Genomic DNA, 24,135 nt, shown 5'->3' on the forward strand with positions numbered 1-24,135 from the left:
GCCGTCACTCCGACCAACCAACACCGCCTCAGCAGCGCCGGTGAAGGGCGTTCTAAGGATAACTACAAATCACCGCAAGCAGAAAATGACAAACTGCCAAACTTTTTTGCTGATTTTATTTTTATCAATATTTGTCAGCAACTTAGATAACGATCACCTAGCTCCACCGTTGGGAATTTCACCCTCGGAGATCAAGCCCGACCCGCTGGATTCAAAGTCCGACCCCACGAGACCACTATATATAGCGAAAGCGCCCTGACACCACCACAAGAACACTCGACTCGCGCCCCGTGAGTCGACTCACTCTGTGCCCGATTTGCGGCTCGGAACGCACAAGCGTTGAAGCGCCGAACACGGCGTTTTGCGCCTCTCCCATGCTTTTGGCGTCCACTGGGCAATTGGCCTCCGACCGGACCGATGGACCGCCGCATTCAAGGCGCAAAAAAAAGGCCGCGAAATCCATTCGCGGCCAGCAACGATCCAGGAGAGAATGTCGGACCTTATGATGGCCCGATCATGAAACAGGTGACATTGCGCGCCTTCAGGCGGCGGCAGGCCAGATCCGCTTGCTCGCGGGTCATGCCCTGGAAGGTCGCGTCGAACCCGCGTGAACTCTGGTTCACTTTGCGCAAAGTACCCTCCAGCGTCGTCATTTCCGACAGAGCCGTTTTCAGCAAAACCTTCTCGGCCTCGTAGCGGGTGGTGTAGCGCCCGACATTGACGCCCCAAAGATGCCCGCCCGACGTGGACAGACGGGTAACGACTTCCTGCTCGGGCTCGGCCACGACTTCTGCGGGCTCGGTCGATGCAAGCACAAGGTTCTCGGGGCGCAGGGCCGGACGCGTGTCGGCATTCTCGACCGGAGGCGCCGTCGGCGCGATATCCGCTGCGGCGATCGCTGCGGCGATGCCGTCTTGAATACGTGTACCGTTCTTGGCGGCGGTTTCAGCCACGGCGCCGGCAACCTGAATGGCAACCCCTGCCCCAGGTCGCATCACAGGTCGAAGGCTGCGCTGTGGTGCGCGGACCGCACTGGCCAATTGGGTGGCGCCACCCAGCCCAGTATTCCCGGCATATGCCGGACGGGCAGGTTTGCGGATCGGAGCGCGCGACGGGGCGCGCCGGAATCCCATATCCAGCAGCTCGGCCACCTTGGCGTTGCGCGAGGTGCTGGATTTGCCGCCGAACACGGTTGCGATGATCCGTTTGTCCCCACGCTTGGCCGAAGCAACAAGGTTGAAGCCCGCAGCGCGCGTGTACCCGGTTTTGATGCCGTCCGCGCCCCGGTAGGCTGCCAGCAGCCGCCGGTTGGTGTTCGGAACAGTCTTGATCCCCGCATGTGTCGATTGGCGTGAAAACAGGTTGTAATACTCAGGATAGTCATAAAGCAGGTGACGACCCAGCGTGGTCATGTCACGCGCCGTTGAAAGATGGCCCGCTTCGGTCAGCCCGTGTGCGTTCTTGAAGGTTGTGCGGCTCATGCCCATGGCCTTGGCCGTGCGGGTCATACGGCGCGCAAAGGCGGCCTCGGATCCGCTGAGAGCGATGCCGATCGCGGTCGCGGCGTCATTGGCCGATTTCACAGCGGCCGCGCGGATGAGATAACGGAATGCGATGGTCTGGCCCGCCCGCAGGCCCAGCTTGGAGGGTGGCTCGGCCGCCGCGGCCTTGGTGATCCGCACCTGGGTGTCCAGCGTGATCTCACCGTTCCGCACCGCTTCGAAGGCGATATAGAGGGTCATCATCTTGGTGAGAGAAGCAGGGTGCAGCCTGGTATCGGCGTTGCGGGAATGCAGAACCTCTCCGGTTCTGGCGTCGATGACCATTGCCGCATAAGGAGCCGCAAGCGCCTGGGTCGCCAGGACAAGCGCCATCCATACCACTGTGACTACGAGCAAGCCCGCCCGCGCCGGAACTATCCGCCGAATCTGCACGATCTTTGCCTCTGTCTGCCTCGCGCCGCCGAGTTTTCCCGGTCAGCCTTTTTGATTATTTGGTCGAGGCTAACACACAGCACTGCTGAAATAAACCGAAAGCTGAAAAATCCGCGGCAGCGGCTCTGCTCGGTGGCGTCTAGATGTTGCGGCCCAACGGATGGCCACCACCAAAACGGCGAAGATGTCAGAAAGTTGGCGCGGCTTCGTCGTGAAAATTTGAAAGTGGGGCCAATCTGTCACAGGTCAGGAAATCTGCCGGACCAGGTCAGGCAGATCTCCCAAATCGCGGATCTCCCGGAAACGGGGATGGCTTGTCGGGATCTCGGCCTGCTCGATCTCCCACACCAGACCGTGCGGGACGTGCACGCCCCAGCACCCCGCCTGGATCGGCGCGACCACATCCGACCGCATCGAATTGCCGACCATCATGGCATCGGCAGGAGACTGCCCCATCCGCCGAAAGACTTCGCGGTAGGTATCGGGCGTCTTTTCCGACACGATTTCGACCGCGTCGAACAGTTCACCCAATCCCGATTGGGCCAGTTTGCGCTCTTGATCAATGAGATCACCCTTGGTGATCAGAACAATGCGATGGGTTTCTGCGATTGCCTCAACCGTCTCCCGCGCGTGAGGCAACAGCTCGATCGGGTGAGACAGCATCTCCTGCCCGGCTTCGATCAATTCGCGGATGACCCTGGCCGGCACCCTGTCTTCCGTTACCTCGATTGCTGTTTCGATCATCGACAGGACGAAACCCTTGATGCCGTACCCATAGTGGCGGATGTTGCGCTTCTCGGCCGCCAACAACCGCTCCATCAGATGGTCACGGTCCGCATGATCCGCCAGTAGCGAAGCAAAATGCGCTTGGGTCAGCTGAAAGAAACGCTCGTTGTGCCACAGGGTATCGTCAGCGTCGAAAGCGACGATAGTCAGGTTTTCATCCATTTCGAATCCGCCCGGTTGCTCTTTCCTCTGGGTGGGTCGACGTTATATAAGCCCTGAAACGACCCGAAGTGTGAATCGGAAAATCTCGCGACATGATTGAAGCCCGTTGGATGATGGCTGGCAAATCGGAAGACGATGGCGACACGTCAATCCTTGTTCAGACCAAGCCCAAGACCAAACGACCGCCCTTGTACAAGGTGCTGCTGTTGAATGACGACTACACGCCCATGGAATTCGTGGTGCATGTGCTCGAGCGGTTCTTCGGGATGTCCCATGCGCAGGCCTTCGAGATCATGTTGACCGTGCACAAGAAAGGCGTGGCCGTGGTCGGCGTATTCAGCCACGAGATTGCCGAGACCAAGGTTGGGCAGGTGATGGATTTCGCTCGTCGGCACCAACACCCGCTTCAATGCACCATGGAGAGAGAGGAGTAGGGCCGCGACGCGCGCCTCTGCCCCCTTCAACCCGCTCTGATGTCCTCACGATTGTCTCTCGCCCTCGACTCGGGCCTGACCCTGTCGGAACCGATATCGGTCATTGGACCGACGCCGGATCATGACCTGTCGGCGCTGCCCAACGGTGTCGAGGTTGTTCAGCCTTTCAAACCATTCCACGACCATTTCCGGGACCGCGGCTTTGCAGCTGTGCCCGAAACCGACAGCGCCTGCGAAGACGTGGTTCTGTTTCTGCCCCGCGCCAAAGCGCAGGCACGCGCCATGATCCATCATGCGTGCAGCCGGGCCTCGGGAACGGTTGTCGTTGATGGTGCCAAGACAGATGGCGTGGACAGCTTGCTGAAGGACGTTCGCAAGCGGGTCGAGATCGAGGGCCCCATCGCCAAGGCGCATGGCAAGATCTTCTGGTTCAAGGCCGATCCCAACGCATTTGCAGACTGGGCCCCGCCCACAGGACAAATGGCGGATGGCTTCCAAACCGCGCCCGGGGTGTTTTCGGCCGACGGGGTCGATCCTGCTTCGGCACTGTTGCGCCAGACCCTTCCACCAAAGCTTGGACCTCGGGTCGCCGATCTGGGTGCCGGGTGGGGCTATTTGACCGCCGGGCTGCTGCAGGATGACACTGTGCGCACGCTGCATCTCGTCGAAGCCGACCATACTGCCCTGACATGCGCCCGGATCAACGTGCCCGACCCAAGGGCACAGTTCCACTGGGCAGATGCGGTGACGTGGTCTGCGCCAGAACCCGTGGACGCCGTTGTCATGAACCCGCCGTTTCACACGTCGCGCAGCGCCGATCCCGACCTGGGGCGTGGGTTCATCACCGCCGCCGCGCGCAACCTGTCCCGCTCGGGCCACTTGTGGATGGTCGCCAATCGCCATCTCCCCTATGAACCGACTTTGACTGACGCTTTCGCGCGGGTCGAGGAAATTGCAGGCGACAACCGGTTCAAGGTGTTCCACGCCTCTCGCCCTCGGCGGTGAAGCCGATTAACCTGCGCCGCGACTCAGGAGGAAACACATGTCCTTTTCCATAGCCGGCAAGACCGCCATCGTTACCGGAGGCGCCAACGGTATCGGCCTTGCCATCGGCCGTCACTTTGCCGATGCGGGCGCCAACGTGATGTTCGCCGACATGGACGAGAAACGTCTGGCCGAAGAACTGGGCGAACAGGCCGATGACAGCAACGTCCGCTACTTCGCCGGTGATCTGCGCGAGAAGCTGACGATCGCCAACCTTCTTTCGGCCACTCTGGATGCATTCGATCAGGTCGATATTCTGGTCAACGGGGCCAGACAGGTCATCCCGACAGATCCGCTGGACCTGGAAGACGACTCGGTTCGCACCCTTCTGAACCAGAACCTGATGCCCGCTCTGCGGCTGAGCCAGCTTGTTGCCAAGCGGATGATCAAACAATCCGAGGATCAGGAAGACGGGCCGAATGGTTCGATCATCAACCTGTCCTCGATCGCCGGTCAGCGCGCGCATCCTGGCCTTTTGGCCTATTCGGTTTCCAGCGCCGCGCAGGACCAGTTGACCCGGTCCCTAGCAGTGGCGCTTGCGCCTCATCGGATCCGCGTGAACTCGATTGCGTTGGGGTCGGTCATGAGCGCATCACTGCAGGCCACCCTGAAAGACAATCGGGACTATCGGCGGGACATTGAGGATCATACCCCACTGGCCCGCATTGCCGCCCCGGCCGAGCTGGCCGAAACGGCGCAATACCTTGCCTCGGACGCGGCTGCGTTCATTACCGGGCAAGTCCTGACAATTGACGGTGGACGGACCCTTCTGGACCCGGTTGCCGCTCCCGCGCATTGAGCCTGACGATGTTTGAAACGGAAAAATCCACCGCCTCGGCCTGGTTTCGCCAGTTGCGCGACGAAATCGTCGCGGCCTTTGAGGCTTTGGAAGACAGCCACCACGTGGGGCCGTTTTCCGATGCCGCCGCCGGGCGGTTCGAAGTCAAGGAAACCCGACGCCAGTCCGAGGACGGATCGGACGCGGGTGGTGGGCTGATGTCGGTCATGCGCGGTGGCCGCGTGTTCGAGAAGGTCGGCGTCAATGTCTCGACGGTATACGGCACGCTGGGCGAGCGGGCACAACAGGCGATGGCCGCGCGCAAGGGCATCCCCGGCATGGCCGACGACCCGCGGTTCTGGGCGTCGGGCATCAGCCTTGTGGCGCATATGCAAAACCCGCATGTCCCGGCCGTTCACATGAACACCCGCATGTTCTGGACGCCGCATGCCTGGTGGTTCGGCGGCGGATCCGACCTGAACCCCTGCATCGAATACTCCGAGGACACGGCGCATTTCCACGCCACGCAAAAAGCGCATCTGGACCCGCACGGGCCGGGGCACTATCCGCGCCTCAAGGAGTGGGCCGACGAGTATTTCTACATCCCGCATCGCAAGCGCGCGCGGGGCGTCGGCGGCATTTTCATGGACGACTACTGCACCGGCGACTGGCAGGCCGATTTCGCGCTGACTCAGGACATTGGCCGCGCTTTCCTGCCGGCCTTTCTGCCGCTCGTCGAAAAGCGGCGCGTGCAGCCCTTTACCGAAACGGACAAAGACACCCAGCTGGTGCACCGCGGGCTCTATGCCGAATACAATCTGGTCTATGACCGGGGCACGAAATTCGGCCTGGAAACCGGGCATGACCCCGACGCCGTGCTGATGAGCCTGCCGCCACTGGCCAAGTGGGCCTGAGACGTCAGAACCCGAAATCCATGAAGTTGTCGTAGCAGTAGTTCTGCGCCGAGGACGCTGACATGTTCTCGCCTACCCGCTTGACGGTAATTGAATAGCCGGGGGTGGTATCCACGCCCGGCGGCGGCTTCAACGAGAATTGCACGGTTCGGACACCCGGCTCGTAAGCCCGCCAGATGTAGATCCGTTGCGAACCGGGGACACCCAACTGCCGAATGGCGAAATCGCCGATCCCGCACCAGTAGTTGACCGGTGCTGACGACCCGATTGCCTTGACCTCGTACACACCGTCTCCGACGGATCTTATCTCGGTGCGGTAGGTCGGGCGGACGCCGATGCCGAACCCGACAGCTTGTGCGGCGATCGGAGCCAACAGAGTTGCAGACAGAACCAGGGCTGAAATCAAATGCTTCATCAAAATTATCCGCCAAAAAACCGGGTTGCTCCAATCATAGGCTGCATGTCCATTGAGTAAAGCCAAACCCGGTTACCTTTGGAAACAGGCCGCGCCCACACGCCCTCTCAGCTTCGGAGGCGACAGAAAACAAATACCATTTCAAGACTTTGCCCGATATACTGCCGATGTCCCAAGGGGTTGAGGTCAGGTTTGAGCAGAAAATTTCCAAAGGACTGGTTTGATATCTCTCCCGAGAAATACGCCGATTTCGGCGCGTTCTTCTACCTTGCCGGGCTGACCAAAACCCACCAGCAGCGCAGCCTCGCCCAGGTTCTGTACGCATTCGAAACGCCTTTGCGGCTGGGGCAGTATCACATCTTTCGCCAAAACGGATTCCCGCGCGGTTTCGTGACCTTTGCCGGGCTCAGCCCTGAAGCGGAATACCGATATGCGGTGCAGGAAAAGCCGCTGATGGATACCGACTTCACCAGCGGCTCATCTTTCTGGATCGTCGACTTGGTCGCACCTTTCGGACAGACCAACCAGATGGTCGAAATTCTGAAACGCGAGATTCCGCACCCGAGGGTGCGCACGAACCGCATGGACAGCGACATGACCCGAAACCGGATCGTCGAATGGACCCGGGATGAGGCCGGCAAGGTCCACATGAAACTGTACCGAAAAAAAGAGTTCTCACAGATTCTGAAAGAACAGGGTGGCTGACCCTGCCACCTAAGATTTGGCGACCCGCCCGCCGACATCCTGCGGTGCCAGCGCTACGGTCTTGACGACCGCATGGCACGGTTTGCCGGGCTGCAACGCCAGGGCATCGACCGACCGGCGCGTCACACGGGCCAGTAGGGTGCCCGCCGGTGTTCGGACCGAAACGATCGCCCCTGGCCCTTCGCCCGCGCGCACGGACTCGACGGTGCCCTGCAGGATGTTCAGCGCCGACAGACCCTCGGGCTTTCGGTCCGACAGTATGACTTCCTGGGCGGGGATGCGGATCCGAAGCGCATCGCCAACCGAATGCGGGATGTGCGGCAGGAACAGTCGGACACCGTTTGCGGTCAGTTCCGTCAGGCCGTCTTCGTGATGCGCGGCCACACTGACCTCAAGCACCGCACCCACAGCCCGCACACCTGTCGGCGCAACCGAGGGATCCGCCAGCACTTCGGAGGCCGGTCCCTGCCGCAGCACCTTGCCGTCCTGCAACGCTACGACTGACGTGGCAAGGCGGGCCACTTCGGCCGCAGAATGCGTGACATAGAGGATCGGCACCGAGACCTCGTCCCTCAATCGCTCGAAATAGGGCAGGATCTCGGCCTTTCGGGCTTCGTCCAGCGCAGCGAGAGGTTCATCGGCCAGGATCAACCGCGGACTTGCCAGCAGAGCACGGCCAATGGAGACACGCTGCTTTTCACCGCCCGACAGGTGGGCGGGGCGACGGTCCAGCAGGTGGCCGATGCCCAGCATCTCGATCACGCGATCGGGGTTTTCACGGCGCGCGTCCCGGGGAGCAAACCACCGGCCATAAGACAGGTTCTGGCGCACGGTCAGGTGCGGGAACAAGCGGCCTTCCTGGAAGATATACCCCAGCCGGCGGCGATTCGGCGGCAACCAATGGCCTTGCTCGGTATCGAACAGCACCCAATCATCCACCGCGACCCGCCCGGCTTGAGGGCGCAGCAAACCGGCCACGGCATCCACAATGGTGGTTTTGCCCGACCCCGATCGTCCGAACAGAACTGTCACACCCCGCGGCGCCTGGAACAGGATGTCTAGGTCAATGCCCGGCAGGCGGTGTCTTATCTGCACGGACAGGCTCATGTTCCGGCCACCCGGGCCGCTGCGCGACGCCCAACATATTCCGACAGAAGCAGCGCCCCCATGGCGATGACGATCGAGATGATGACCAGCCGCATCGCGGCGCTCTCGCCGCCCGGCACCTGAAGGAAGGCATAAACAGCCAACGGCAGGGTCTGGGTCTGGCCGGGAATGTTCGACACGAAGGTGATCGTGGCTCCGAACTCGCCCATCGCCTTTGCGAAGGCAAGGATTGCCCCTGCGATGATCCCCGGCAAAATCATAGGCAAAGTCACGGTGACAAAGACAAAAGGTTGCGATGCCCCAAGCGTCGCTCCGGCCTGTTCCAGTTTTGGATCAACCGCCTCGATCGACAGGCGGATTGCCCGAACCATCAGCGGAAATGCCATGATCCCGGCGGCCAGTGCGGCTCCGGTCCAGCGGAAAGCCACAACGACGCCCAGATCAGCCAGCACCCGACCAACCGGGGCTTGTACGTTGAAGGTCAGCAACAACAAATAACCGGTCACGACCGGTGGCAGGATAAGCGGCAGGTGCACCAGGCCGTTCAGCACTTGGCGGCCAGGAAACCTCCAGCGGGCCAGTGCGTAGGCCACGAATATCCCGAGTGGCAGCGAAACGACCGTCGCCCAGAAAGAGACGCGCAGCGACAGTCGCAACGCTTCGATCTCGGCGGGGCCCAGCCAACCCATGGCTCTATCCGTGCGGCAGGGTGAAACCCTGCGCCTTGAACATGCCGGTCGCCGGTTCGCTCTGCAGGTAGTCGAGGAAGACCTGGGCCTCAGGCCGTGCAGTCGCGGTCAGGGCCGCGGGATAGACGATCACCGGGTGCGTGCCTTCAGGGAAAACTCCGACCACATCCACCCGAGCCTCGGCCTGCGCGTCAGATCGGTAGACAACACCCATTGGTGCCGCGCCGCTTGCGACAAGCGCCAACGCCGCGCGCACGTTGTCGGCCTGAGCCACCTGATCCTGAACACCGTCCCACAGGCCCAGGGCAGTCAACGCGGCCTTGCCGTAGATTCCGGCCGGAACCGCATCAACGAGGGCCATCGCCAAATAGCCGCCTTTCAATTGGCCGCTCAGATCGAAGTCCGGCGTAAGCGTCTGTTCGCTGGGCTGCCCTGCGCGCGCAATCAGTACCAGCCCGTTGCCCACAAGATCGACCCGCGACGCCGGGTCGATATCTCCGTTCCTCTCAAGAACATCCATCCAGGCGGTATTGGCCGAAATAAACAGATCGGCCGGCGCGCCCAACTGAATCTGCCGGGCCAAAACGGAAGAGGCTGCGAAGGAAACCGTAACCTGTTGACCTGTGGCGGCCTCGAATTCCGGAGCGATCTGGTCCAGCGCAGTCTTGAGGCTGGCCGCTGCGAACACCAGGACCTCAGCCGCCGCAACCCGAACCGGGGCAACCAAGGCACCGCAAACGGCGGCAACCGCAACAAGACGGCGGCATGTGTTGAACTGCATCCCCGGCTCTCCTGTTCGGACGGTCGCACTGCTTTTGGCATATCGGAGGCAGCGGGCCGCAGGCAAGGTGTATTCCCGCCGGCGTGCCATGCAGAGTCCGGAATCAATTGGTCTTTCCGGCGTCGAAAGAGTAAGCCCGGAGAAAAAGGCGGCATCCCAAACCCGCAATCTGTCGCAAACGAAATTGATGCCGCGCGCTCGCAAGACGAGTCTGGGCATGAACCAAACAGGACGTACACCATGCTGCACCAAACCCCGGGATTGATCGACAACGTTCGCGCGCGGTTTACCCATGTGGACAGCTGCCCCTTTCAGGGTCCCCGCATCTTTTTCGAGAATGCCGGCGGCGCGCTGACCTTGAACTCGGTGGTCGAAACCTCGGCCCGTTTTGCGGCCATCCCGGACAACCAAGGGCGGGACAATCCCGCCAGTCACGCGTTGGTCGACATCATCAGCCGTGCCAAGGCAGATCTTGCCGTGTTTATGAATGCGCCTTCGGGGCAGTTCTTCGTGGGTGAAAGCGGAACAGAGCTGCTGTTCCGCATGATCCGCACGGCCTGCGTGAATGCGCCCAAAGGCGCAAAGGTGATCGGCAGCTCGATCGAACATCCCGCCAGCCGCAGCGCCGCGCGCCGCTGGGCGGGCCTTGCCGGATTGGACTATGTGAACGTGCCGCATAACGACGCGACAGGTCTGGTTACCGCCGCAGATTACGCGGCCCACATGACACCGGACGTGGCGGTCGCCACGATCCTGCACGCTTCACCGGTTACGGGAATGGGGATGGATGTGGCTGAAATCTCGCGCGCGATCCGGGCGGTGTCACCGGAATGTTTCATCATCGTCGATGGCATCCAGCACGCAGCACACGGACAGTTGGATATCGACAGCTACGGAGTCGATGGATATGCGATTTCACCCTACAAAGTGTTTTCCCGGCATGGCTACGGCATTGCCTGGATCTCCGACCGGCTGACCGCCCTGCCCCATGACCAACTGATTGACGCGCCCGCTGATGGTTGGGAATTCGGCACGCGCGATACCGGCGCCTACGCCACGATGTCCGACGTGGTTGCCTATTTCGACTGGCTGGGCGGTCAGGTGTCGGACGCCGCTGACCAACGCACCAGAATCGAGGCCGCCGGCCAGGCGATTCATGCCTATGAGACCCATCTGACCAACGCGATGATCAACGGCGTCGGCAACCTGCCCGGCCTGCACGATATGGATCACGTCACAATTCTGGCCGGAGCAGACAACCCCGCCCGCGAAGGACTGGTGTCGATCGTGGTCCGCGACATGCCCTCGGTCGACGTAGTCTCGCGCCTGAACGCGCAGGGTATCCGAACCCACACCCGCAAGGCCGACCATTACAGCGGGAACGTGCTGAACCCGTTGGGCTTGTCCGATTGTATCCGGATTTCGTTGTGCCACTACAACACCGAGCACGAAGTTGCGCAGCTGCTGACGGCATTGAAAGACATGAATCCCTGAGACACACGGCCACCGGCGCAGAAATTCTGAAAGACCCTCTTGCGCCGGCCCACCAGCTTGGCTAAATCCCCCCTCACGGGTGATTAGCTCAGTTGGTAGAGCGCTTCGTTTACACCGAAGATGTCGGGAGTTCGAGTCTCTCATCACCCACCATCCCAACCTCTTCTCCGTCTTCAGTATTTGCGCGGATGTGACCTGCCAATTCCTGGCGCGTCGCCCCGACCCATGCACAAATCAAAATACTATTTTGGTTTGCCGGCAGCCTCCTTTACTGTGGGTCAAAGCCAAAATGGGCTCACCGGAGGGACATCATGAAGACGGTACGGATCGCGAAACCCCTGATGCTTGGCCTGTCGCTGGCGATTTCAGCAGCGACCTCGGCACTATCTCAGCAGTCCGACTGGTCCTATTCGGCCACGATCTACCTGTTCACCCCTGAAACCGAAGTGTCGTTGGACACACCGGCGGGAACCTTGGATGGCACACTCAGCTTCTCTGACGCGCTGGAAAACCTAGACCTTGCTTTCATGGGCACGTTTACCGCGTCGAACGGCCGTTGGTCGTTCCTTGCGGACTACAACTATACGAACCTGTCCTTCTCGAACGAGACTCCGGGACCGGCAAGTTCGGGTCTGGACACGTCGTTCAAAACCCAGTTCCTGAGTGGCTATGTCGGCTACCGTGTCCTCGAAACACCGACAGCCAGCGTCGATCTGGCTGGCGGGTTCAGATGGTTCAGCACTGAAACAAAGTTCAACCTGTTGCCCGGAACAGCGCCCGGCAATCAGACGTCGGTCGACAGCAGTTGGACTGATCCGGTGATCGGCGTCCGTGCCCGGGTCGCGTTTTCGGACAAATGGTCGGGAACCGGGTTCCTGGACTATGGCGGGTTCCGCAGCGACAGCGAAACCTGGCAGGTCCTGCTGACCGCGGACTATGCGATCAACGACCGCTGGCTGCTACGCGGCGGGTACCGCTACATTTCCTTTGATCACGACATCAATGGCAATGACTTCAGCTTCCACCAATCCGGTCCGGTCATTGGCGCAACCTACCGATTCTAGGGCATTTGCCACCCACTAGGTGACGCTCGACATGCAAAGCCCGTCCTGCGACGCATAAATACTGTCTTTCGGCACCCCGATGACGTTCGCTTTTTTGGAGTTCCGGCTTCAGACCCCCTAAGATCAACAGTCAAGGTTACTCTGCCGCGATCGCCTTCTCTTGCCGTCTCTCGACGTCTTCGATCAGCAGCGTGCGGGTCGGAAACGGGATATTGATATCGGCTTCGTCCAGCGCTTCTTTGACTTTGCGCTTCATGTCTGCCTGGTACTGGAAGTACTCCGAAGACTTGCACCAAACGCGGACAAGAAAATCGACGCTGCTGCTGCCAAGGTTGTTCACCTGGATGAACGGTTCAGGATCTGCCTGCGAACGGGCGTCCGACATGATCGTATCGCGAATGACACGCTCGGCCTCCGCCAGGTTGACGCCGTATCCAACGCCAAACGTCCATTCGGCACGACGTGTTTCATAGACGGAATAGTTCTTGATGGTGTTTCCCCACACCTCGGCGTTGGGAACGATAACCTTGACGTTCCCCATATCCGCAATTTCGGTGTAGTTCAGGGTGATATCTTTTACGGTTCCGAGCACCCCATTCACGTCGACGAAATCGCCGATCTTGAGCGGCCGGAACAGGATGATCATCACGCCGGCTGCGACGTTGGACAATGTGCCTTGCAGGGCAAGACCAATGGCCAAACCCGCGGCACCGATCAGCGCGATGATCGACGTCGTCTGCACCCCGAACGTGTTCAGAATGAACAGCCCTGTAAACGCCAGGATCGTGTAGCGCGCTAGATTGCCGAGAAAGTTGAAAAGCGTGTCGTCAAGACGTTCCGATTTTTCACCGACGCCCCGGATCTTCCGGCTGACATATCTTGAAATCAAAAGCCCAAGCACCAACAGGATCAGCGCGGCGATCGTGTTAGCGACGAGGCCCAGAAGGGCCTCGAGCGTCAGCAGGTCGCTCAGCGATTTCCCGTCATACAGCTCGGTATTCAGAACTTGCGACAGTTCGGCCCAAACGGTGTTCGTCACGGTCTCTGCGGTCTGTGCAATCTCGTTTTCCATGGTGTTCCTCGAATTTCATCGCCTGAGTTTGGGTGTCTTGCAGCGCGGCCCTGCCGCGTCAGACCTCGATCACGGCGCTAGAGGCAAAGAACATGGCCTGGCTGACGGCCGATTTGACCTGTTCTTCGGTGTATGGTTTGGAAATCAAAAAGGCGGGTTCGGGGCCTTTGCCCGTCAGAAGGCGCTCGGGGAAAGCGGTAATGAAAATGACGGGGCAATCGCCGTGCTGGGCAATGATGCGGTTCACCGCATCGATTCCGCTGGATTTGTCCGCCAGTTGGATGTCCGACAAGATCAAGTCGAACGGCTCGCGCTCGGCCAGGTCAATGGCGGCCGTCTCGGTGCGTGCGACCCCAGTGACTCGGTGGCCCAGGTCGGTCACCATCGTTTCAAGATCCATCGCGATGATTGCTTCGTCTTCGATGATCAAAATGCGGCCAGAAGTGTGGCGGGCCATTTCCTCGTAGGCGATTGCGATCAGCTTCTGAGCCTCGGCGGGTTCTATCTGCATGATTGCGGCGATATCGCTGACCGAGAACTCTTCGACCGTGCGCAGCAGCAAGGCCTCGCGCGTGTTCGGCGTCAGGCGTGCCAACTGGGCGTGAGCGCGCGTTTGGATGTCAGAGCTGTGGCCATCTGCGTCAACAGGCATTCCCGATGTTGACCAGATGCTGTGAAACACACGAAACAGCGCGACCCGCGGCGCGAGATCGGCATCGAACTGGGCGGGATCTGCAAGGATCGCCTCAAGCGATGCAGCGGCGTAGGCGTCGCCACTGTCCTGTGAGCCGGTGAGGGCACGGGCATAACGGCGCAGAAACGGCAAGAGCGGGCCAATTTGATCTGCGACGGAAACTCCGGTCAGCTCGGTCATCTATGTTTTCCTCATTTTTTCTCTAAACTAGGGAACCAAACGCATACTGGGGCGTTATGGTTCCAGCAAAAGTAAAAATTTTTGATGATGCCATGACAAAACCACAGCCCAGCCGAGAACATCGGCAAGAAATAGAAAAGCGGATCGACGAAAACCTCAAGCGAGCTTTCGATGAAGTAGCCAACGAACCGGTTCCGGATCGGTTCGTCGATCTTCTTGAAAAACTGCGCAATCAGACCAGTGTCTCCAAAAGCGGTGACACGGGAGGCTCGTATGGTTGATCCGCGAGAAGAGCTTGTCGAACATATTGGCGCGATGCGTGCCTTTGCGATCAGCCTGTGCCGAAACGGGGCCACGGCCGATGACATCGTGCAGGACGCATTGATCAAGGCATGGAGCAATATCGACTCGTTCCAGGAAGGCACCAACATGCGGGCCTGGCTGTTCACCATCGTCCGGAACACCTATTTTTCCCTGCACCGCAAACGCAAGCGCGAGGTCGAGGATGTCGATGGTGTCATGGCCGAGAGCCTGTCGCAGAAGCCCGACCATGACGGACGTTTGGCCTTGAAAGATTTTGCGGTTGCTTTTGATCAGTTGACGGATGAGCAGCGCGAAGCGTTGGTGCTGGTCGGTGCACAAGGGTTTTCCTATGAGGAAGCGGCCGAGATGTGCGGCGTCGCCCTTGGAACGATCAAAAGCCGGGTGAACCGGGCCCGCGCGCAACTGGCCGAACTGATGGATTTGGAAGATGACGAACCCATCGAATTGACCGATGCGGTTACGGCGGCAATCGTTCAGACGCAACCGGCGGCCTGACGATCGATGGATGCGAAGCCGCGCAGCCTGACCGTTTATCTTGCAGCGCTGGTCACTCTGGCACTTCTGCCTTTGGGGCTGATTGCGGTATTGCAGACACGCGCTGTTATTACCGAGGCCGACGAAAGATCGCGGGCCTCGGTGCTGGCGCGCACGATTGAGGCGGCCAGCCGGGAACGGGAGCTTTTGCAAAAAGCCGTTGGTGCAAGTTCGGGACTCACAGCAGCGCTTGCCGAGGGAGGCTTGGACAATGCTGCTTGTTCGGACCTCATGCGCCGGTTCGTCGAACGTCAGCCCGAGTTCGTATTTGCCGGATTCATCCAGCCAAATGGGGTCATGGCCTGCTCGACCGTCGAACGGGCCATCGATTTGTCGGACGCGCCCGGTTTCGGGCAGATCTCGGAAAATCCGCAACTTACGTTCTCTGTCAATCGTGCCGGCGCGGCGACCGGGCAATCGGTGATCATCGTGACCCAGCCGGTCCTGAACAGGACCGAGCTTGTGGGGTTCGTTTCCATATCGATACCTCATGCGCTGGCACGGACGCCCTTGGATGTTGGCAACATCGGGAGCGACGTTGTCATCGCCCTGTTCGACGCGACCGGAGAAGTTCTGTCGTCAAATGTGGGCTTGGACGCGGTCCAGCAATTCCTGCCGCCCGCGCAGGAAAATCTGTTGGTTCTGTCAAGTTCCGGCAAGACCTTTTCCGCCAAGACGGTCGGCGGCGAGGATCGGGTTTTTGCAGTTGCCACCATCATTCCGGGCGAGGTTGCCGTGATCGGCAGTTGGCCGCGCGAGGCGGCGCTTGCCTCTGTCGGTGCAGGCAGTACGGCCCTGACCATTGCTTTTCCCATCCTGATGTGGGTGACCGGCCTGGGAGTTGCCCTGTGGGGCCTGCATCGATTGGTGATCCGGCATCTCGACAGCTTGCGTTCGGCCGTGCGTCGCTTTGCGTTGGGCGAGCGCGACCCGATTGAAAGCCTTGCAGGCGCGCCGCAGGAGTTTCAGCAAATCCAGACTGCATTCAACCGCATGGTCTTGTTGATCCGCGAGGCTGAGGCGCAGCACGAACGGGATCTTGTCGAAAAAACGCTGTTGTTGCGCGAGGTGCACCATCGCGTCAAAAACAACCTGCAACTGATCGCTTCGATCATGAACATGCACTTGCGCAAGGCCGAAACCCCCGAGGCCCGGCGCTTGCTGGAACAGTTGCAGCGTCGGGTTCGCGGCCTGGCCATGGTGCACCAGACCTTGAACCAGAACTCGCAGATGACGACGATCAACACCGAGGCTCTGATCGGGCATTTAGTGGCCGAACTGGCGCATCGACCGCCAATTCTGGGTCAGGTGGTCGAGGTCGACTGCCGGATCGCGCCGGTTGAACTGGGGCAGGATCAGGCCGTCACGCTGTCGATGCTGGTGGCCGAGGCGCTGACGAACGCGGTCAAATACGTAGGCGTTCCGCAGGACGGACCGCCTAAAATTTCGGTGGAATTGACCCGCCCCGAGGAGAGCACCCTGCATCTGAAAATCTCCAACACGCGCGGGCAGACAGACGACGGTGCGGATCTGTTCCACAGCGGCGGGATCGGTCAACGGCTGATGCAGGCCTTCCTTCGCCAATTGGACGGTTCCGAGACCATAACCGAGACATCATCGCATTATGTATATGAGGTGACGTTCGAAATCGCTGAAGTAGAGGGCGATAGCGAACCACAGACCATTGCGGATGAGAGAGGCGGTGATGCCCGTGCCGCAGCAGAATGACTTTGAGGTCCTGATCACGGCCGAGCAAGCCTGGCCCGCCTTGGAAAAAGCGGTTCTGGAGGCCCGGCACCAGATCAAGGCAAGTTTTCGGATATTCGATTTCATGACACGGCTGCGCAGCGATGAGGCGCGCCGGATCGGCGATACCTGGTTTGACCTGATCGAGCATGTCATCCGCAAGGGTGTCTCGTTTCATTTGGTCATCAGCGATTTCGATCCGATCTTTGCGACCGAGTTACACGAACTGAGCTGGCGCACCAAACGGCAGGCAGTTGCGCTTGGGGAAATCCTTGGCCTAGAACTGGCCGCGCGCTTGAGCGTTCGCGTGTCCATGCATCCCGCGCAGGCCGGCGCATTGCCTTGGGCCACGCTGTTACCCGCGGTTTTGCGAAAAAAGGCGCAGCGGATGCAGGAACTGTCCCGCGAACGACGCGAACGGCAGGCGGTGCGGCTGGGGTCGGACACGCTGCCCCGGCTTCACACCGTGTCGCACCATCAGAAAGTCGCCGTGATCGACAATGAGGTCTGCTACCTCGGCGGATTGGACTTGAACGAAAGGCGCTTTGACACGCCGGATCACGACCGTCTGGCCAAGAACACCTGGTCAGACGTTCAATTGCTGGTCCGCGGACCCGAGGCCGCCGAGGCCGCGCGCCATATCGACCGGTTCGAACATGAAATCGCAACCGGAAAACCGGACCCAAAGGCAACCCACCTGCGCCGCACCCTGTCCAGCCCACGCCGGTTTGCGTTCTGGCGGCTCTCGCCAAAGACCATCGCGCATGAGATCGAGGATGAGCACATCGCTGCCTTTCAAGCGGCGCGGCAACTTCTGCACATCGAGACCCAGTATTTCAGATCAACCCGGCTGGCCGACGCCTTGGCTGAGGCGGGCCATTCCAAGCAGGATCTGAAACTGGTGCTTGTTCTACCAGCCTTGCCCGAGGAAGTGGCCTTTGGCGGGCATGACGGACTGGACGCGCAATACGGTTTGGACCTGCAGGCCAAATGTCTGGAAATCATCCAGCAGGGGTTCCAAGACCGGGTTTCGGTGTCGACCCCGGTCCAACCGATTTCGGCCAGTGGGGCCGATGCCAGCTCTGAAGTTCTGAGCGGGTCTCCGATCATTCACGTTCACAACAAAGTTCTGGTGGTGGATGACAGCCATGCCTTGGTCGGGTCCGCCAACTTGAACGGACGGTCTTTGCGGTGGGACACAGAAGTCGCCCTTCGGATCACAGATCGGCAGCGGGTCGCGGTCATGCGGCAGGCCCTGGTGGACCATTGGTGGTTCTCGGATGATCTGCGCAAACAGATCGAGCCCGATGCCATGTTTGCGTGGTGGCGGCGAGAGGTTCAGGCCAACGGCGTGCGGCGCCCCGAAGCGCGCAGCGGCTTTCTGGTCCCGCATGACGCCGACGTTGCGCGCGACATGCGGCAACCGCTGCCAGGGGTAACTGAAAACATCGTCTAGGTGGTCGAGACCGGGCTCATGACCTTGGGGTGCATCAATACGCCGAACCAAAGCAGGATCGGAAGTGCGACGATGGCGCCGACCGGTCCCCACAGCCAAAGCCCAAAGATGATGGCGATGAATACGACCAGCGGGTTCACCTGCAGACGTTGGCCGACGAAGGCGGGTGTTACGAATTGTGCCTCGGACAGATTGATGGCCAGGAAAATCAGGGGGGGCAACAGAGCCGCGGCTCCGCCGAACTGGGTTAAGCCGGCGATCAGAAGGCCGGTCAGGATCATCAGCGGGCCGAGATACAGCACAAAATTCAGAAGGCCGGCGGCCACCCCCCAGATCACGGCGTCATTGATGCCGATCAGTCCCAAGGCCACAGCCGTTACCGTCCCGAGGCCGATATTGACCAACGTCACGGCAGCGAAATAGCGATAGACCGCGCGGTCGGCCAGATACAGCCGCTCCGTCAACGGGCCGGCTGCGGCATAGAGCTCGGGTCGGGTCAAAACGAAAAAGAACAGCGTGCCGATGAAAATCAGGATCTTTGACCCGAAATTGGGCGCCAGCCATAAGGCATCCATCACTGACGGAAGGGCGGACTCCGTTTCCGCTGCCCCATCGGCGCCGACGGTTTCTTCGATCTCGCGTCCAAGCGTTTCGATACCCCGAATGAACTCGGACATCGCGGCGACCCAAGAGCGCAACTCGCGTTTGATCGCAGGCAACTGTTCGACCAGCGTGGACAGCAATGGCTCGAGCAGAAGGAAAGCCGCGACTATGACGGTGCTGGTCACGAACAACAGTGCCGAGGCGGATATCACTCGCGGGCAACCGACCTTCTCAAGCTTGTCCGCAAGCGGGGCGACCACGACCCCCAAAACCAACGCAAAGGTGATCGGCGCGACGATCGACCGGGCCAGGTACAAAGCGGTGATGACGGCGATCCCGGTCAGGATCGCCAGCATCGCACGCAGGGCCGATGGAGAGCTGAAAGCAGTTTGCATGGGTGCGCTTCACTGACTGCGCAAAGCGTCAGAGGCCCGATCAGCGGCCTCATCCAGCCGTGCGTTGGCCGCGGCATGCAGTTTGTCCAGTTCTTCGTTCAAAACCCGTTGGGCCTGTCGCATCAGCTGATCGCGCCGATGGCCCAGCAACTCGTCCTCTTTGCGGGTGTTGGGCAGCAGAGCGCCAGCCAGAATACCTACGCCCAGCGCTAATGCTCCGGCCGCCAGCGGCTGATCATGAACGAAGGTTTGCGAGGCCTTCGCCGCCTTCCGCGCACGCTTCTCGACCGCTTGCTGCGCACTGATTGCGGCCTTGCGCGCCTCGATCACCCGGGCACGGGATTGGGGGGACAGCTTGTCCAGACCACGGTCCAAGGCGGCGGACAGCACGCTGGCAGATTGGCTGTGTTCAGTCATTCCGGTCATCTCCTGTTTCATGCGGCTGTCGGCGTCGGCGACACGCTGATCAAACCCGTTGAAGGCCTGCTGCGGAGGTACGGCCTGGGGCGGAGATTGGGTGCTTTTTGCGCCGGACCCGGGGCCCGCAACCAAAAGGGCTGCCCCTGCACCGAACAGAGCGAAGGCGGCCGGGTTTTTTCGAGCCGCGGACCAGAGCTGCGCACCGATCTGCCCACCATAGGCTTCAAGCGACGATTTCGCCTCGTCTGCCAGGCGCTGCGGCGCCAGCGTATCCGACAGAGCGTTCAGCGAGCGCGCAAGGGCGCTGCGTTCATATGCGATCTGCGTCTCAAGGGGTGTCAGGTCAGACATGGGTCGACTCCTTCATCGCTTCGATGTCGCGCTGCAGGTTTTTCATGGCTTGCTCGGGAACCAAGGCGGTGGCGGACATGCGGGACCGGCCAAAAAGCGCCAGGCACCCAGCAATCAGTCCCAAGCCCGCGCCAACGAGCAACGAGGCCATACCCACCGACAATCCATTGGCGGCGATATACGCGACCAAGGCTGTGGCCATGAGGTTCAGCGCGATCATCAACAGGATCAGAGCAATGCCAAGGCAGGCCAGCCCTACGCCCGCTCGCGTCAGGTTTCGGGACAACTCCTCCTTGGCAAGCTTCGCCTCAGCCTGAAGCAAACTCGACAGATGTTTGAGCGCGTTTGCCAATAGCCCCGGTGCCGATCGCAGATCGTTGGGGTTATGCATCGCGGCCACCATTCATCCGCGCCAGCGCGCTGGTATGGCCCGACGTATCGACCGAGGTCCCATGCAGCGGCGACGGATCAATATCCCAAGGATCGGCCCCAAAGGATGCGGATTGAGCCGCGCCCGTATTGCGCGCGCTCAGAAAACGGGCTGCGGCAAACCCGGCTAGGGCAGCCGATCCGACGAACAACAGCGGGTTTTGCCGGGCGAAATCAGAGACCTTTCGGCTCATACTGGCCAAATCGGCAGAGCGCACTTGCCCAGCCACGGCCTCCATGTTGTCGGCAATCCTCGACAGGACCTGATGCTGCAATGATTGGTCAGGAAATGCATCGGCAGCTGCGTCAGCTGCATGAGCGGCACTCTCAGCCTCCTGCGCTGCGCTGTCTTTCAAGGCTTCGGCTCGGGCCGAAGCCTCTGCGGTCACGGTGTCCTTGACCTTGCCGGCCAGATCCTGGGCATGGGCTTTCGCTTTCTCCGTGGTCTCGGTTCGACGTGGCATAGTTCGATCTCCTGTGTTGAGGTCTCGGTCCCCCAACGCATGGCCGGCGAGATTGTTCCCAAGTCCGGTTCGAACGCCACGGTTGACGCAGTTCGGATACCGTCAGATCGCCCTTGCACGTTGTCAGTTGCAGAAAAAACGCCGCCGCCCGGAACCAGCTCGCGTTTGGCGCGTTTCACTGACAGCGACGAAGCAATCGAAAGGAAGTTACGATGAACTGGGACCAAATTCTTGGACGCTGGACCGAATTCAAAGGCAAGCTGATCGAGCGTTTCGGCGAGCTGACTGATGACGAAATCGAACAAGCGCGCGGCGATCGCGAACAACTGGAAGGCATCATCCAGAAGAAATACGGAGACTCGAAAGAGGACGTTCGGGAAATCGTGGATCGCCTGATGAAGGACATGTAGCGCAAAGTTGGATGCACATATCGCGTGGGGTGGCGTCAAACCAACGGCGCCCCACACACTCCCAAGACCGACCCCAAAGGTAATCACGAGCGCATGAAGCTGTCTGACCTCATCAACACGCCCGTTGTCTCAGCTGGAACCGACCACGCAATTGGTCGCGTTTCCGATATCGCCATCCGCGCTGGGCAGACCGAGTTGGAGTACGTCTTGGTCAATCTGAGCATGACCGGGGGGAATGACCCGGTGGCGTTCACGGCCGATACGCTCGATCTTGGCGCAAGCGAGATAGAGTGCGCGTTCTCCCAACAACAATTGGATCACCTTCATCAGCGCAAAGACGACGAAGATCCCCTTGCAGTGGCCATCGAAGGCCTGCCGCCCCTGGTCATAGGGCCGTTCGGCAACGCGATTGCACCGGTTGTGATGGGGGCGGTCCTGAATGACGCCCTCCGCCAACGCCCCCAACCCACGCCACCCGGTAGCAACTTCCGATGGTTTACGAAGTTGCAGGGCAACCCCGTGTTTGACTCGACTGGTGAGTTGGGCAGATTCAAGGATATTGAGTTCGACCCTGACACCAAGGCACTGCGGTTTCTTCTGATCGACGGGCGACCAGATATCCTGAGTTTTCCGTTCGCCGAGTTACGCAATATTCCCGACGACGAACACTATTTGGTACTGTCCAGGTCCTCCGACCCGCTGCACCCGGTCTGAGTATCTGGACACGGCTTATCAAACCGCGCAGATGCGCGGTTTTTTTCTTTTCAAAACAGATATTTTTGCATTTTTCTGGGAACAAGTCGCGGCGTCATTCGTTTGTTCAACAAGACCGCGGGAAACGCGGTCAGAACAGACCAAAGGAGTGAGCTATGAAACGTTTTCTGACCACAACTTCGATCGTTCTGGTGATGTCGGCATCGGCCTATGCAGAAAGCTCGAATGTCGAAGAAGTCGGCAAGAACCTGGAAGAGGCAGCCGAGGCAGCCGGTGATGCGCTGTCCAATACCGCGCAGGATATCAAGAACGCTGCGCAGAACACGGCGGAAGACGTCGACCAGGCAGCCGAAGCAACCGGTGAGTACATCAGCGAAAAAGCCGGACAGATGGCTGATGCGGTTGATCCAACCACCATCGACATCGAGGGTTATGTCCCCGTTGCCCAAGGCGCTATCCCGGCCGAAGACTTGACCGGCATGCGCGTCTATGACGTCTCGCAAGAGTGGATCGGCGAGATCGAAGAGGTCGTCGTTGACATGGATGGATCGGTCGATGGGGCCGTGATCGGCGTCGGCGGGTTCCTCGGCTTGGGGGAAAAGGATGTTCTGATCGATTTCTCGCGCGTGTCGCTGATGCGTGAAGTCGATGGTGATACCACCTATGCCTTCGTTCACGCTGACAAGGAGATGCTGAAGGACATGCCGGCCTACGAAGGGTCGTAAAACGGCTCCTCAGTCGCAAAGCATGTGATCAAGCCGCCGGCCGATTTTTCGGTCGGCGGTTTTCAATTTCTGTCCATCCGCCGCGATCAGATCAGCGGGCGCGGAACGGCTTCGGTGATTTCGACCAAGCCAAGCTCGGCCAGACCCTCGAGATCGTTGATCTGCAGCACATTGTTGGACCACTCGGCCAGGCCCAGATCCTTCAGCCGGCGCAGGGTCTTGTTCGTGTGAACCAGCGACAAGCCCAACGCATCCGCAAGATCCTGCTGCCGGTAGGGCAGCGGACACCGCAAGCCTTTTGCCAATCCGACGGCCTGCGACCTTGTGTAGAAGCGGTGCAGGCTCCACGCGATCTTCTCGATCGCGCCGCGCTGGCCAACGGTTGTCAGGGCGTCGCCCAGGAAATGCTCTTCGACGGCTGCCAGGAATGTAAGGTCAAAGGCCCGATCAGGCTGGTTCTGATATAACTCGAACAGCCGAGAGCGATTGAAAACGCACAGCCGCATCGCGGTTGTCGCTTCGACCGAGTGCCGCATCTCGCCCATGACCCCAGCCTGCAACCCGACCAGATCGCCTGGAAGCACAAAGCCGATGACCTGCCTGCGACCGTTTTCCAGCGTTTTGTAACGAACGCCCATCCCGCTCAGAACCGTGAACAGATGCGCGGATTTCGCACCCTCGATGAACAGCTGTGTTCCGGGTTCGGCCTGCATCTCGCCGGTTTTGAACCCCTGCATGAACCGCAGGTCGTCTCCCGAGAACGGCAGGAAGACATCCATCTGCCTCAGCGGACAGTCCGCACATGCGATCAGAGAAATTTTTCGTTGCTGTGTCATAGTTTATTGCGGCGCTGCGGGATTGCCCTACGGTGGCATCGAACAGATTTCAGGATGGTATTTATGGAAGCCTCTTCCCGCAGCGTAGCAGATGTTTTAATTGTTACGGAAAACTTTATCGAAGCAGCGGACATCAGTGACGCCATCCCCGGAGTTTCGCCCGATCGCATTGTCCATATCCGCGAGCTGCACGCGGGCGGGCATTTCTGGCAGGACCCCGAATTCGCCCCGGCCCTGAGCGTTCTGAGCTATCGCAGAAGTGAGACGTCATTTGACGCCGTCGCGCGGCTGTTGGTTGAACGCGGCAGTGCACTGTTGCTGCTGGACCCGTCCCCCGAGGTGCAAGCGCAATTTGAATGCGCGGCTCTGATACGGCCTTTCACGGCCGCAGATCTTGCACGCAAGATCGCATCCATCGATTTCAGTGGGAACGGCTTGAAGGTCGGTTCAGATCCTGGGTGAGTCGGCGCAGGGC

Annotated in this window: 28 protein-coding genes and 1 tRNA gene; 16 read left to right on the top strand and 13 right to left on the bottom strand. The window is 60.1% G+C overall.

Annotated features, from left to right (window positions below):
• Positions 1-500: 500 nt before the first annotated feature.
• Together ACR0IR_RS13645 and ACR0IR_RS13650 are read right to left on the bottom strand one after the other, a co-directional pair.
• Complete coding sequence (locus ACR0IR_RS13645; RefSeq protein ID WP_170365219.1) at positions 501-1,874, bottom strand: D-alanyl-D-alanine carboxypeptidase family protein; 1,374 nt, start codon at positions 1,872-1,874, stop codon at positions 501-503.
• Positions 1,875-2,180: 306 nt separating this feature from the next.
• Positions 2,181-2,882, bottom strand: coding sequence for an HAD family hydrolase (locus ACR0IR_RS13650; protein ID WP_170365221.1), 702 nt, complete (start codon positions 2,880-2,882; stop codon positions 2,181-2,183).
• Positions 2,883-2,974: 92 nt separating this feature from the next.
• Between ACR0IR_RS13650 and clpS the strand changes: the two genes are divergently transcribed.
• Genes clpS through hemF form a run of 4 tightly spaced genes read left to right on the top strand, consistent with a single transcriptional unit; the run spans position 2,975 to position 6,052 of the window.
• The gene (gene clpS, locus ACR0IR_RS13655; RefSeq protein WP_093963054.1) at positions 2,975-3,316 is read left to right on the top strand and encodes an ATP-dependent Clp protease adapter ClpS; all 342 of its coding nucleotides are present in this window, start codon (positions 2,975-2,977) and stop codon (positions 3,314-3,316) included.
• A gap of 39 nt (positions 3,317-3,355) precedes the next feature.
• The gene (locus ACR0IR_RS13660; protein ID WP_170365222.1) at positions 3,356-4,321 is read left to right on the top strand and encodes a class I SAM-dependent methyltransferase; all 966 of its coding nucleotides are present in this window, start codon (positions 3,356-3,358) and stop codon (positions 4,319-4,321) included.
• Between the two features lie 37 nt (positions 4,322-4,358).
• Positions 4,359-5,159: an SDR family NAD(P)-dependent oxidoreductase gene (locus tag ACR0IR_RS13665; protein WP_170365224.1), complete on the top strand. Its 801-nt coding sequence runs from the start codon at positions 4,359-4,361 to the stop codon at positions 5,157-5,159.
• Between the two features lie 8 nt (positions 5,160-5,167).
• A complete protein-coding gene (gene hemF / locus ACR0IR_RS13670) occupies positions 5,168-6,052 on the top strand; it encodes an oxygen-dependent coproporphyrinogen oxidase (protein WP_170365226.1) in 885 nt (294 codons plus the stop codon).
• A 4-nt stretch (positions 6,053-6,056) separates the two neighbouring features.
• Here the strand turns inward: hemF and ACR0IR_RS13675 are convergent, their stop codons facing one another.
• Positions 6,057-6,467: a hypothetical protein gene (locus ACR0IR_RS13675; protein WP_170365228.1), complete on the bottom strand. Its 411-nt coding sequence runs from the start codon at positions 6,465-6,467 to the stop codon at positions 6,057-6,059.
• Positions 6,468-6,659: 192 nt separating this feature from the next.
• On the opposite strand from ACR0IR_RS13675, the gene ACR0IR_RS13680 reads away from it, so the two are divergent.
• Positions 6,660-7,172 (top strand): toxin-activating lysine-acyltransferase, encoded by a 513-nt coding sequence (locus ACR0IR_RS13680; protein ID WP_170365230.1) that lies wholly within the window; start codon positions 6,660-6,662, stop codon positions 7,170-7,172.
• A 9-nt stretch (positions 7,173-7,181) separates the two neighbouring features.
• On the opposite strand, the gene modC is transcribed toward ACR0IR_RS13680, so the two are convergent.
• Genes modC through modA form a run of 3 tightly spaced genes read right to left on the bottom strand, consistent with a single transcriptional unit; the run spans position 7,182 to position 9,749 of the window.
• Positions 7,182-8,279: a molybdenum ABC transporter ATP-binding protein gene (modC, locus tag ACR0IR_RS13685; protein ID WP_170365232.1), complete on the bottom strand. Its 1,098-nt coding sequence runs from the start codon at positions 8,277-8,279 to the stop codon at positions 7,182-7,184.
• Positions 8,276-8,968, bottom strand: coding sequence for a molybdate ABC transporter permease subunit (gene modB, locus ACR0IR_RS13690; protein WP_480779128.1), 693 nt, complete (start codon positions 8,966-8,968; stop codon positions 8,276-8,278). The genes modC and modB overlap by 4 nt, the downstream gene beginning before the upstream one ends.
• A 4-nt stretch (positions 8,969-8,972) precedes the next feature.
• Positions 8,973-9,749, bottom strand: a complete 777-nt coding sequence (gene modA / locus ACR0IR_RS13695) for a molybdate ABC transporter substrate-binding protein (protein ID WP_170365236.1) — start codon at positions 9,747-9,749, stop codon at positions 8,973-8,975.
• Positions 9,750-9,989: 240 nt separating this feature from the next.
• Here modA and ACR0IR_RS13700 point away from each other — a divergent pair, with 240 nt between their 5' ends.
• From ACR0IR_RS13700 to ACR0IR_RS13710, 3 genes are all read left to right on the top strand, one after another.
• Complete coding sequence (locus tag ACR0IR_RS13700) at positions 9,990-11,243, top strand: aminotransferase class V-fold PLP-dependent enzyme (RefSeq protein WP_170365238.1); 1,254 nt, start codon at positions 9,990-9,992, stop codon at positions 11,241-11,243.
• A 77-nt stretch (positions 11,244-11,320) separates the two neighbouring features.
• A tRNA-Val gene (locus ACR0IR_RS13705) sits at positions 11,321-11,396 on the top strand.
• Positions 11,397-11,554: 158 nt separating this feature from the next.
• Complete coding sequence (locus ACR0IR_RS13710; protein ID WP_170365240.1) at positions 11,555-12,307, top strand: outer membrane protein; 753 nt, start codon at positions 11,555-11,557, stop codon at positions 12,305-12,307.
• A gap of 136 nt (positions 12,308-12,443) precedes the next feature.
• On the opposite strand, the gene ACR0IR_RS13715 is transcribed toward ACR0IR_RS13710, so the two are convergent.
• Complete coding sequence (locus ACR0IR_RS13715) at positions 12,444-13,379, bottom strand: mechanosensitive ion channel family protein (RefSeq protein WP_170365242.1); 936 nt, start codon at positions 13,377-13,379, stop codon at positions 12,444-12,446.
• A 58-nt stretch (positions 13,380-13,437) separates the two neighbouring features.
• Complete coding sequence (locus tag ACR0IR_RS13720) at positions 13,438-14,253, bottom strand: response regulator (protein WP_170365243.1); 816 nt, start codon at positions 14,251-14,253, stop codon at positions 13,438-13,440.
• Between the two features lie 56 nt (positions 14,254-14,309).
• On the opposite strand from ACR0IR_RS13720, the gene ACR0IR_RS13725 reads away from it, so the two are divergent.
• From ACR0IR_RS13725 to ACR0IR_RS13740, 4 genes are read left to right on the top strand one after another with little or no spacing between them, the layout of a single operon-like run.
• The gene (locus ACR0IR_RS13725; RefSeq protein ID WP_254441580.1) at positions 14,310-14,534 is read left to right on the top strand and encodes a NepR family anti-sigma factor; all 225 of its coding nucleotides are present in this window, start codon (positions 14,310-14,312) and stop codon (positions 14,532-14,534) included.
• Positions 14,527-15,072, top strand: coding sequence for an RNA polymerase sigma factor (locus ACR0IR_RS13730; RefSeq protein WP_170365247.1), 546 nt, complete (start codon positions 14,527-14,529; stop codon positions 15,070-15,072). Before ACR0IR_RS13725 ends, ACR0IR_RS13730 begins: the two co-directional genes overlap by 8 nt.
• Before the next feature lie 6 nt (positions 15,073-15,078).
• Entirely contained in the window at positions 15,079-16,839 is a 1,761-nt protein-coding gene (locus ACR0IR_RS13735) for a sensor histidine kinase (protein ID WP_170365248.1), read from the top strand.
• On the top strand, positions 16,817-18,313 hold the full coding sequence (locus ACR0IR_RS13740) for a phospholipase D family protein (protein WP_170365250.1): 1,497 nt from the start codon (positions 16,817-16,819) through the stop codon (positions 18,311-18,313). Before ACR0IR_RS13735 ends, ACR0IR_RS13740 begins: the two co-directional genes overlap by 23 nt.
• Here ACR0IR_RS13740 and ACR0IR_RS13745 read toward each other — a convergent pair.
• From ACR0IR_RS13745 to ACR0IR_RS13760, 4 genes are read right to left on the bottom strand one after another with little or no spacing between them, the layout of a single operon-like run.
• Positions 18,310-19,311, bottom strand: a complete 1,002-nt coding sequence (locus tag ACR0IR_RS13745) for an AI-2E family transporter (RefSeq protein WP_170365252.1) — start codon at positions 19,309-19,311, stop codon at positions 18,310-18,312. The genes ACR0IR_RS13740 and ACR0IR_RS13745 overlap by 4 nt on opposite strands.
• Positions 19,312-19,320: 9 nt before the next feature.
• On the bottom strand, positions 19,321-20,082 hold the full coding sequence (locus ACR0IR_RS13750; protein WP_170360304.1) for a DUF883 family protein: 762 nt from the start codon (positions 20,080-20,082) through the stop codon (positions 19,321-19,323).
• Positions 20,075-20,473 carry a phage holin family protein gene (locus ACR0IR_RS13755; protein ID WP_170365253.1) on the bottom strand — a complete coding sequence of 133 codons (399 nt, stop codon included), beginning with the start codon at positions 20,471-20,473 and terminating at the stop codon, positions 20,075-20,077. Before ACR0IR_RS13755 ends, ACR0IR_RS13750 begins: the two co-directional genes overlap by 8 nt.
• The gene (locus ACR0IR_RS13760; RefSeq protein WP_170365255.1) at positions 20,466-20,975 is read right to left on the bottom strand and encodes a hypothetical protein; all 510 of its coding nucleotides are present in this window, start codon (positions 20,973-20,975) and stop codon (positions 20,466-20,468) included. Before ACR0IR_RS13760 ends, ACR0IR_RS13755 begins: the two co-directional genes overlap by 8 nt.
• A 212-nt stretch (positions 20,976-21,187) precedes the next feature.
• Between ACR0IR_RS13760 and ACR0IR_RS13765 the strand changes: the two genes are divergently transcribed.
• The 3 genes from ACR0IR_RS13765 to ACR0IR_RS13775 all read left to right on the top strand — a co-directional run bounded on the left by ACR0IR_RS13765 (position 21,188) and on the right by ACR0IR_RS13775 (position 22,824).
• Complete coding sequence (locus tag ACR0IR_RS13765; RefSeq protein ID WP_170365257.1) at positions 21,188-21,385, top strand: CsbD family protein; 198 nt, start codon at positions 21,188-21,190, stop codon at positions 21,383-21,385.
• Positions 21,386-21,478: 93 nt separating this feature from the next.
• On the top strand, positions 21,479-22,099 hold the full coding sequence (locus ACR0IR_RS13770) for a PRC-barrel domain-containing protein (RefSeq protein WP_170365259.1): 621 nt from the start codon (positions 21,479-21,481) through the stop codon (positions 22,097-22,099).
• A gap of 155 nt (positions 22,100-22,254) precedes the next feature.
• On the top strand, positions 22,255-22,824 hold the full coding sequence (locus tag ACR0IR_RS13775) for a PRC-barrel domain-containing protein (protein ID WP_170365261.1): 570 nt from the start codon (positions 22,255-22,257) through the stop codon (positions 22,822-22,824).
• An 86-nt stretch (positions 22,825-22,910) separates the two neighbouring features.
• On the opposite strand, the gene ACR0IR_RS13780 is transcribed toward ACR0IR_RS13775, so the two are convergent.
• Entirely contained in the window at positions 22,911-23,660 is a 750-nt protein-coding gene (locus ACR0IR_RS13780) for a Crp/Fnr family transcriptional regulator (RefSeq protein WP_170365262.1), read from the bottom strand.
• A gap of 63 nt (positions 23,661-23,723) precedes the next feature.
• Here ACR0IR_RS13780 and ACR0IR_RS13785 point away from each other — a divergent pair, with 63 nt between their 5' ends.
• Positions 23,724-24,122 (top strand): hypothetical protein, encoded by a 399-nt coding sequence (locus tag ACR0IR_RS13785; RefSeq protein WP_170452354.1) that lies wholly within the window; start codon positions 23,724-23,726, stop codon positions 24,120-24,122.
• The last annotated feature ends 13 nt before the right edge of the window (positions 24,123-24,135 follow it).

The organism is Ruegeria sp. CF2 (assembly GCF_056537385.1).

What these genes read in the sequence shown, in the direction of transcription:
- ACR0IR_RS13710 (WP_170365240.1), top strand. Translation starts at nt 11,555, where the DNA reads ATGAAGACGGTACGGATCGCGAAACCCCTGATGCTTGGCCTGTCGCTG.
- modC (WP_170365232.1), bottom strand. Translation starts at nt 8,279, where the DNA reads ATGAGCCTGTCCGTGCAGATAAGACACCGCCTGCCGGGCATTGACCTA.
- ACR0IR_RS13740 (WP_170365250.1), top strand. Translation starts at nt 16,817, where the DNA reads ATGCCCGTGCCGCAGCAGAATGACTTTGAGGTCCTGATCACGGCCGAG.
- ACR0IR_RS13665 (WP_170365224.1), top strand. Translation starts at nt 4,359, where the DNA reads ATGTCCTTTTCCATAGCCGGCAAGACCGCCATCGTTACCGGAGGCGCC.
- modA (WP_170365236.1), bottom strand. Translation starts at nt 9,749, where the DNA reads ATGCAGTTCAACACATGCCGCCGTCTTGTTGCGGTTGCCGCCGTTTGC.
- ACR0IR_RS13650 (WP_170365221.1), bottom strand. Translation starts at nt 2,882, where the DNA reads ATGGATGAAAACCTGACTATCGTCGCTTTCGACGCTGACGATACCCTG.
- ACR0IR_RS13715 (WP_170365242.1), bottom strand. Translation starts at nt 13,379, where the DNA reads ATGGAAAACGAGATTGCACAGACCGCAGAGACCGTGACGAACACCGTT.
- ACR0IR_RS13725 (WP_254441580.1), top strand. Translation starts at nt 14,310, where the DNA reads ATGGTTCCAGCAAAAGTAAAAATTTTTGATGATGCCATGACAAAACCA.
- hemF (WP_170365226.1), top strand. Translation starts at nt 5,168, where the DNA reads ATGTTTGAAACGGAAAAATCCACCGCCTCGGCCTGGTTTCGCCAGTTG.
- ACR0IR_RS13660 (WP_170365222.1), top strand. Translation starts at nt 3,356, where the DNA reads ATGTCCTCACGATTGTCTCTCGCCCTCGACTCGGGCCTGACCCTGTCG.
- modB (WP_480779128.1), bottom strand. Translation starts at nt 8,968, where the DNA reads ATGGGTTGGCTGGGCCCCGCCGAGATCGAAGCGTTGCGACTGTCGCTG.
- ACR0IR_RS13720 (WP_170365243.1), bottom strand. Translation starts at nt 14,253, where the DNA reads ATGACCGAGCTGACCGGAGTTTCCGTCGCAGATCAAATTGGCCCGCTC.
- ACR0IR_RS13785 (WP_170452354.1), top strand. Translation starts at nt 23,724, where the DNA reads ATGGAAGCCTCTTCCCGCAGCGTAGCAGATGTTTTAATTGTTACGGAA.
- ACR0IR_RS13645 (WP_170365219.1), bottom strand. Translation starts at nt 1,874, where the DNA reads ATGGCGCTTGTCCTGGCGACCCAGGCGCTTGCGGCTCCTTATGCGGCA.
- ACR0IR_RS13750 (WP_170360304.1), bottom strand. Translation starts at nt 20,082, where the DNA reads ATGTCTGACCTGACACCCCTTGAGACGCAGATCGCATATGAACGCAGC.
- ACR0IR_RS13775 (WP_170365261.1), top strand. Translation starts at nt 22,255, where the DNA reads ATGAAACGTTTTCTGACCACAACTTCGATCGTTCTGGTGATGTCGGCA.
- ACR0IR_RS13760 (WP_170365255.1), bottom strand. Translation starts at nt 20,975, where the DNA reads ATGCCACGTCGAACCGAGACCACGGAGAAAGCGAAAGCCCATGCCCAG.
- ACR0IR_RS13700 (WP_170365238.1), top strand. Translation starts at nt 9,990, where the DNA reads ATGCTGCACCAAACCCCGGGATTGATCGACAACGTTCGCGCGCGGTTT.
- ACR0IR_RS13675 (WP_170365228.1), bottom strand. Translation starts at nt 6,467, where the DNA reads ATGAAGCATTTGATTTCAGCCCTGGTTCTGTCTGCAACTCTGTTGGCT.
- ACR0IR_RS13780 (WP_170365262.1), bottom strand. Translation starts at nt 23,660, where the DNA reads ATGACACAGCAACGAAAAATTTCTCTGATCGCATGTGCGGACTGTCCG.
- ACR0IR_RS13765 (WP_170365257.1), top strand. Translation starts at nt 21,188, where the DNA reads ATGAACTGGGACCAAATTCTTGGACGCTGGACCGAATTCAAAGGCAAG.
- ACR0IR_RS13755 (WP_170365253.1), bottom strand. Translation starts at nt 20,473, where the DNA reads ATGCATAACCCCAACGATCTGCGATCGGCACCGGGGCTATTGGCAAAC.
- ACR0IR_RS13745 (WP_170365252.1), bottom strand. Translation starts at nt 19,311, where the DNA reads ATGCAAACTGCTTTCAGCTCTCCATCGGCCCTGCGTGCGATGCTGGCG.
- ACR0IR_RS13730 (WP_170365247.1), top strand. Translation starts at nt 14,527, where the DNA reads ATGGTTGATCCGCGAGAAGAGCTTGTCGAACATATTGGCGCGATGCGT.
- ACR0IR_RS13735 (WP_170365248.1), top strand. Translation starts at nt 15,079, where the DNA reads ATGGATGCGAAGCCGCGCAGCCTGACCGTTTATCTTGCAGCGCTGGTC.
- clpS (WP_093963054.1), top strand. Translation starts at nt 2,975, where the DNA reads ATGATTGAAGCCCGTTGGATGATGGCTGGCAAATCGGAAGACGATGGC.
- ACR0IR_RS13770 (WP_170365259.1), top strand. Translation starts at nt 21,479, where the DNA reads ATGAAGCTGTCTGACCTCATCAACACGCCCGTTGTCTCAGCTGGAACC.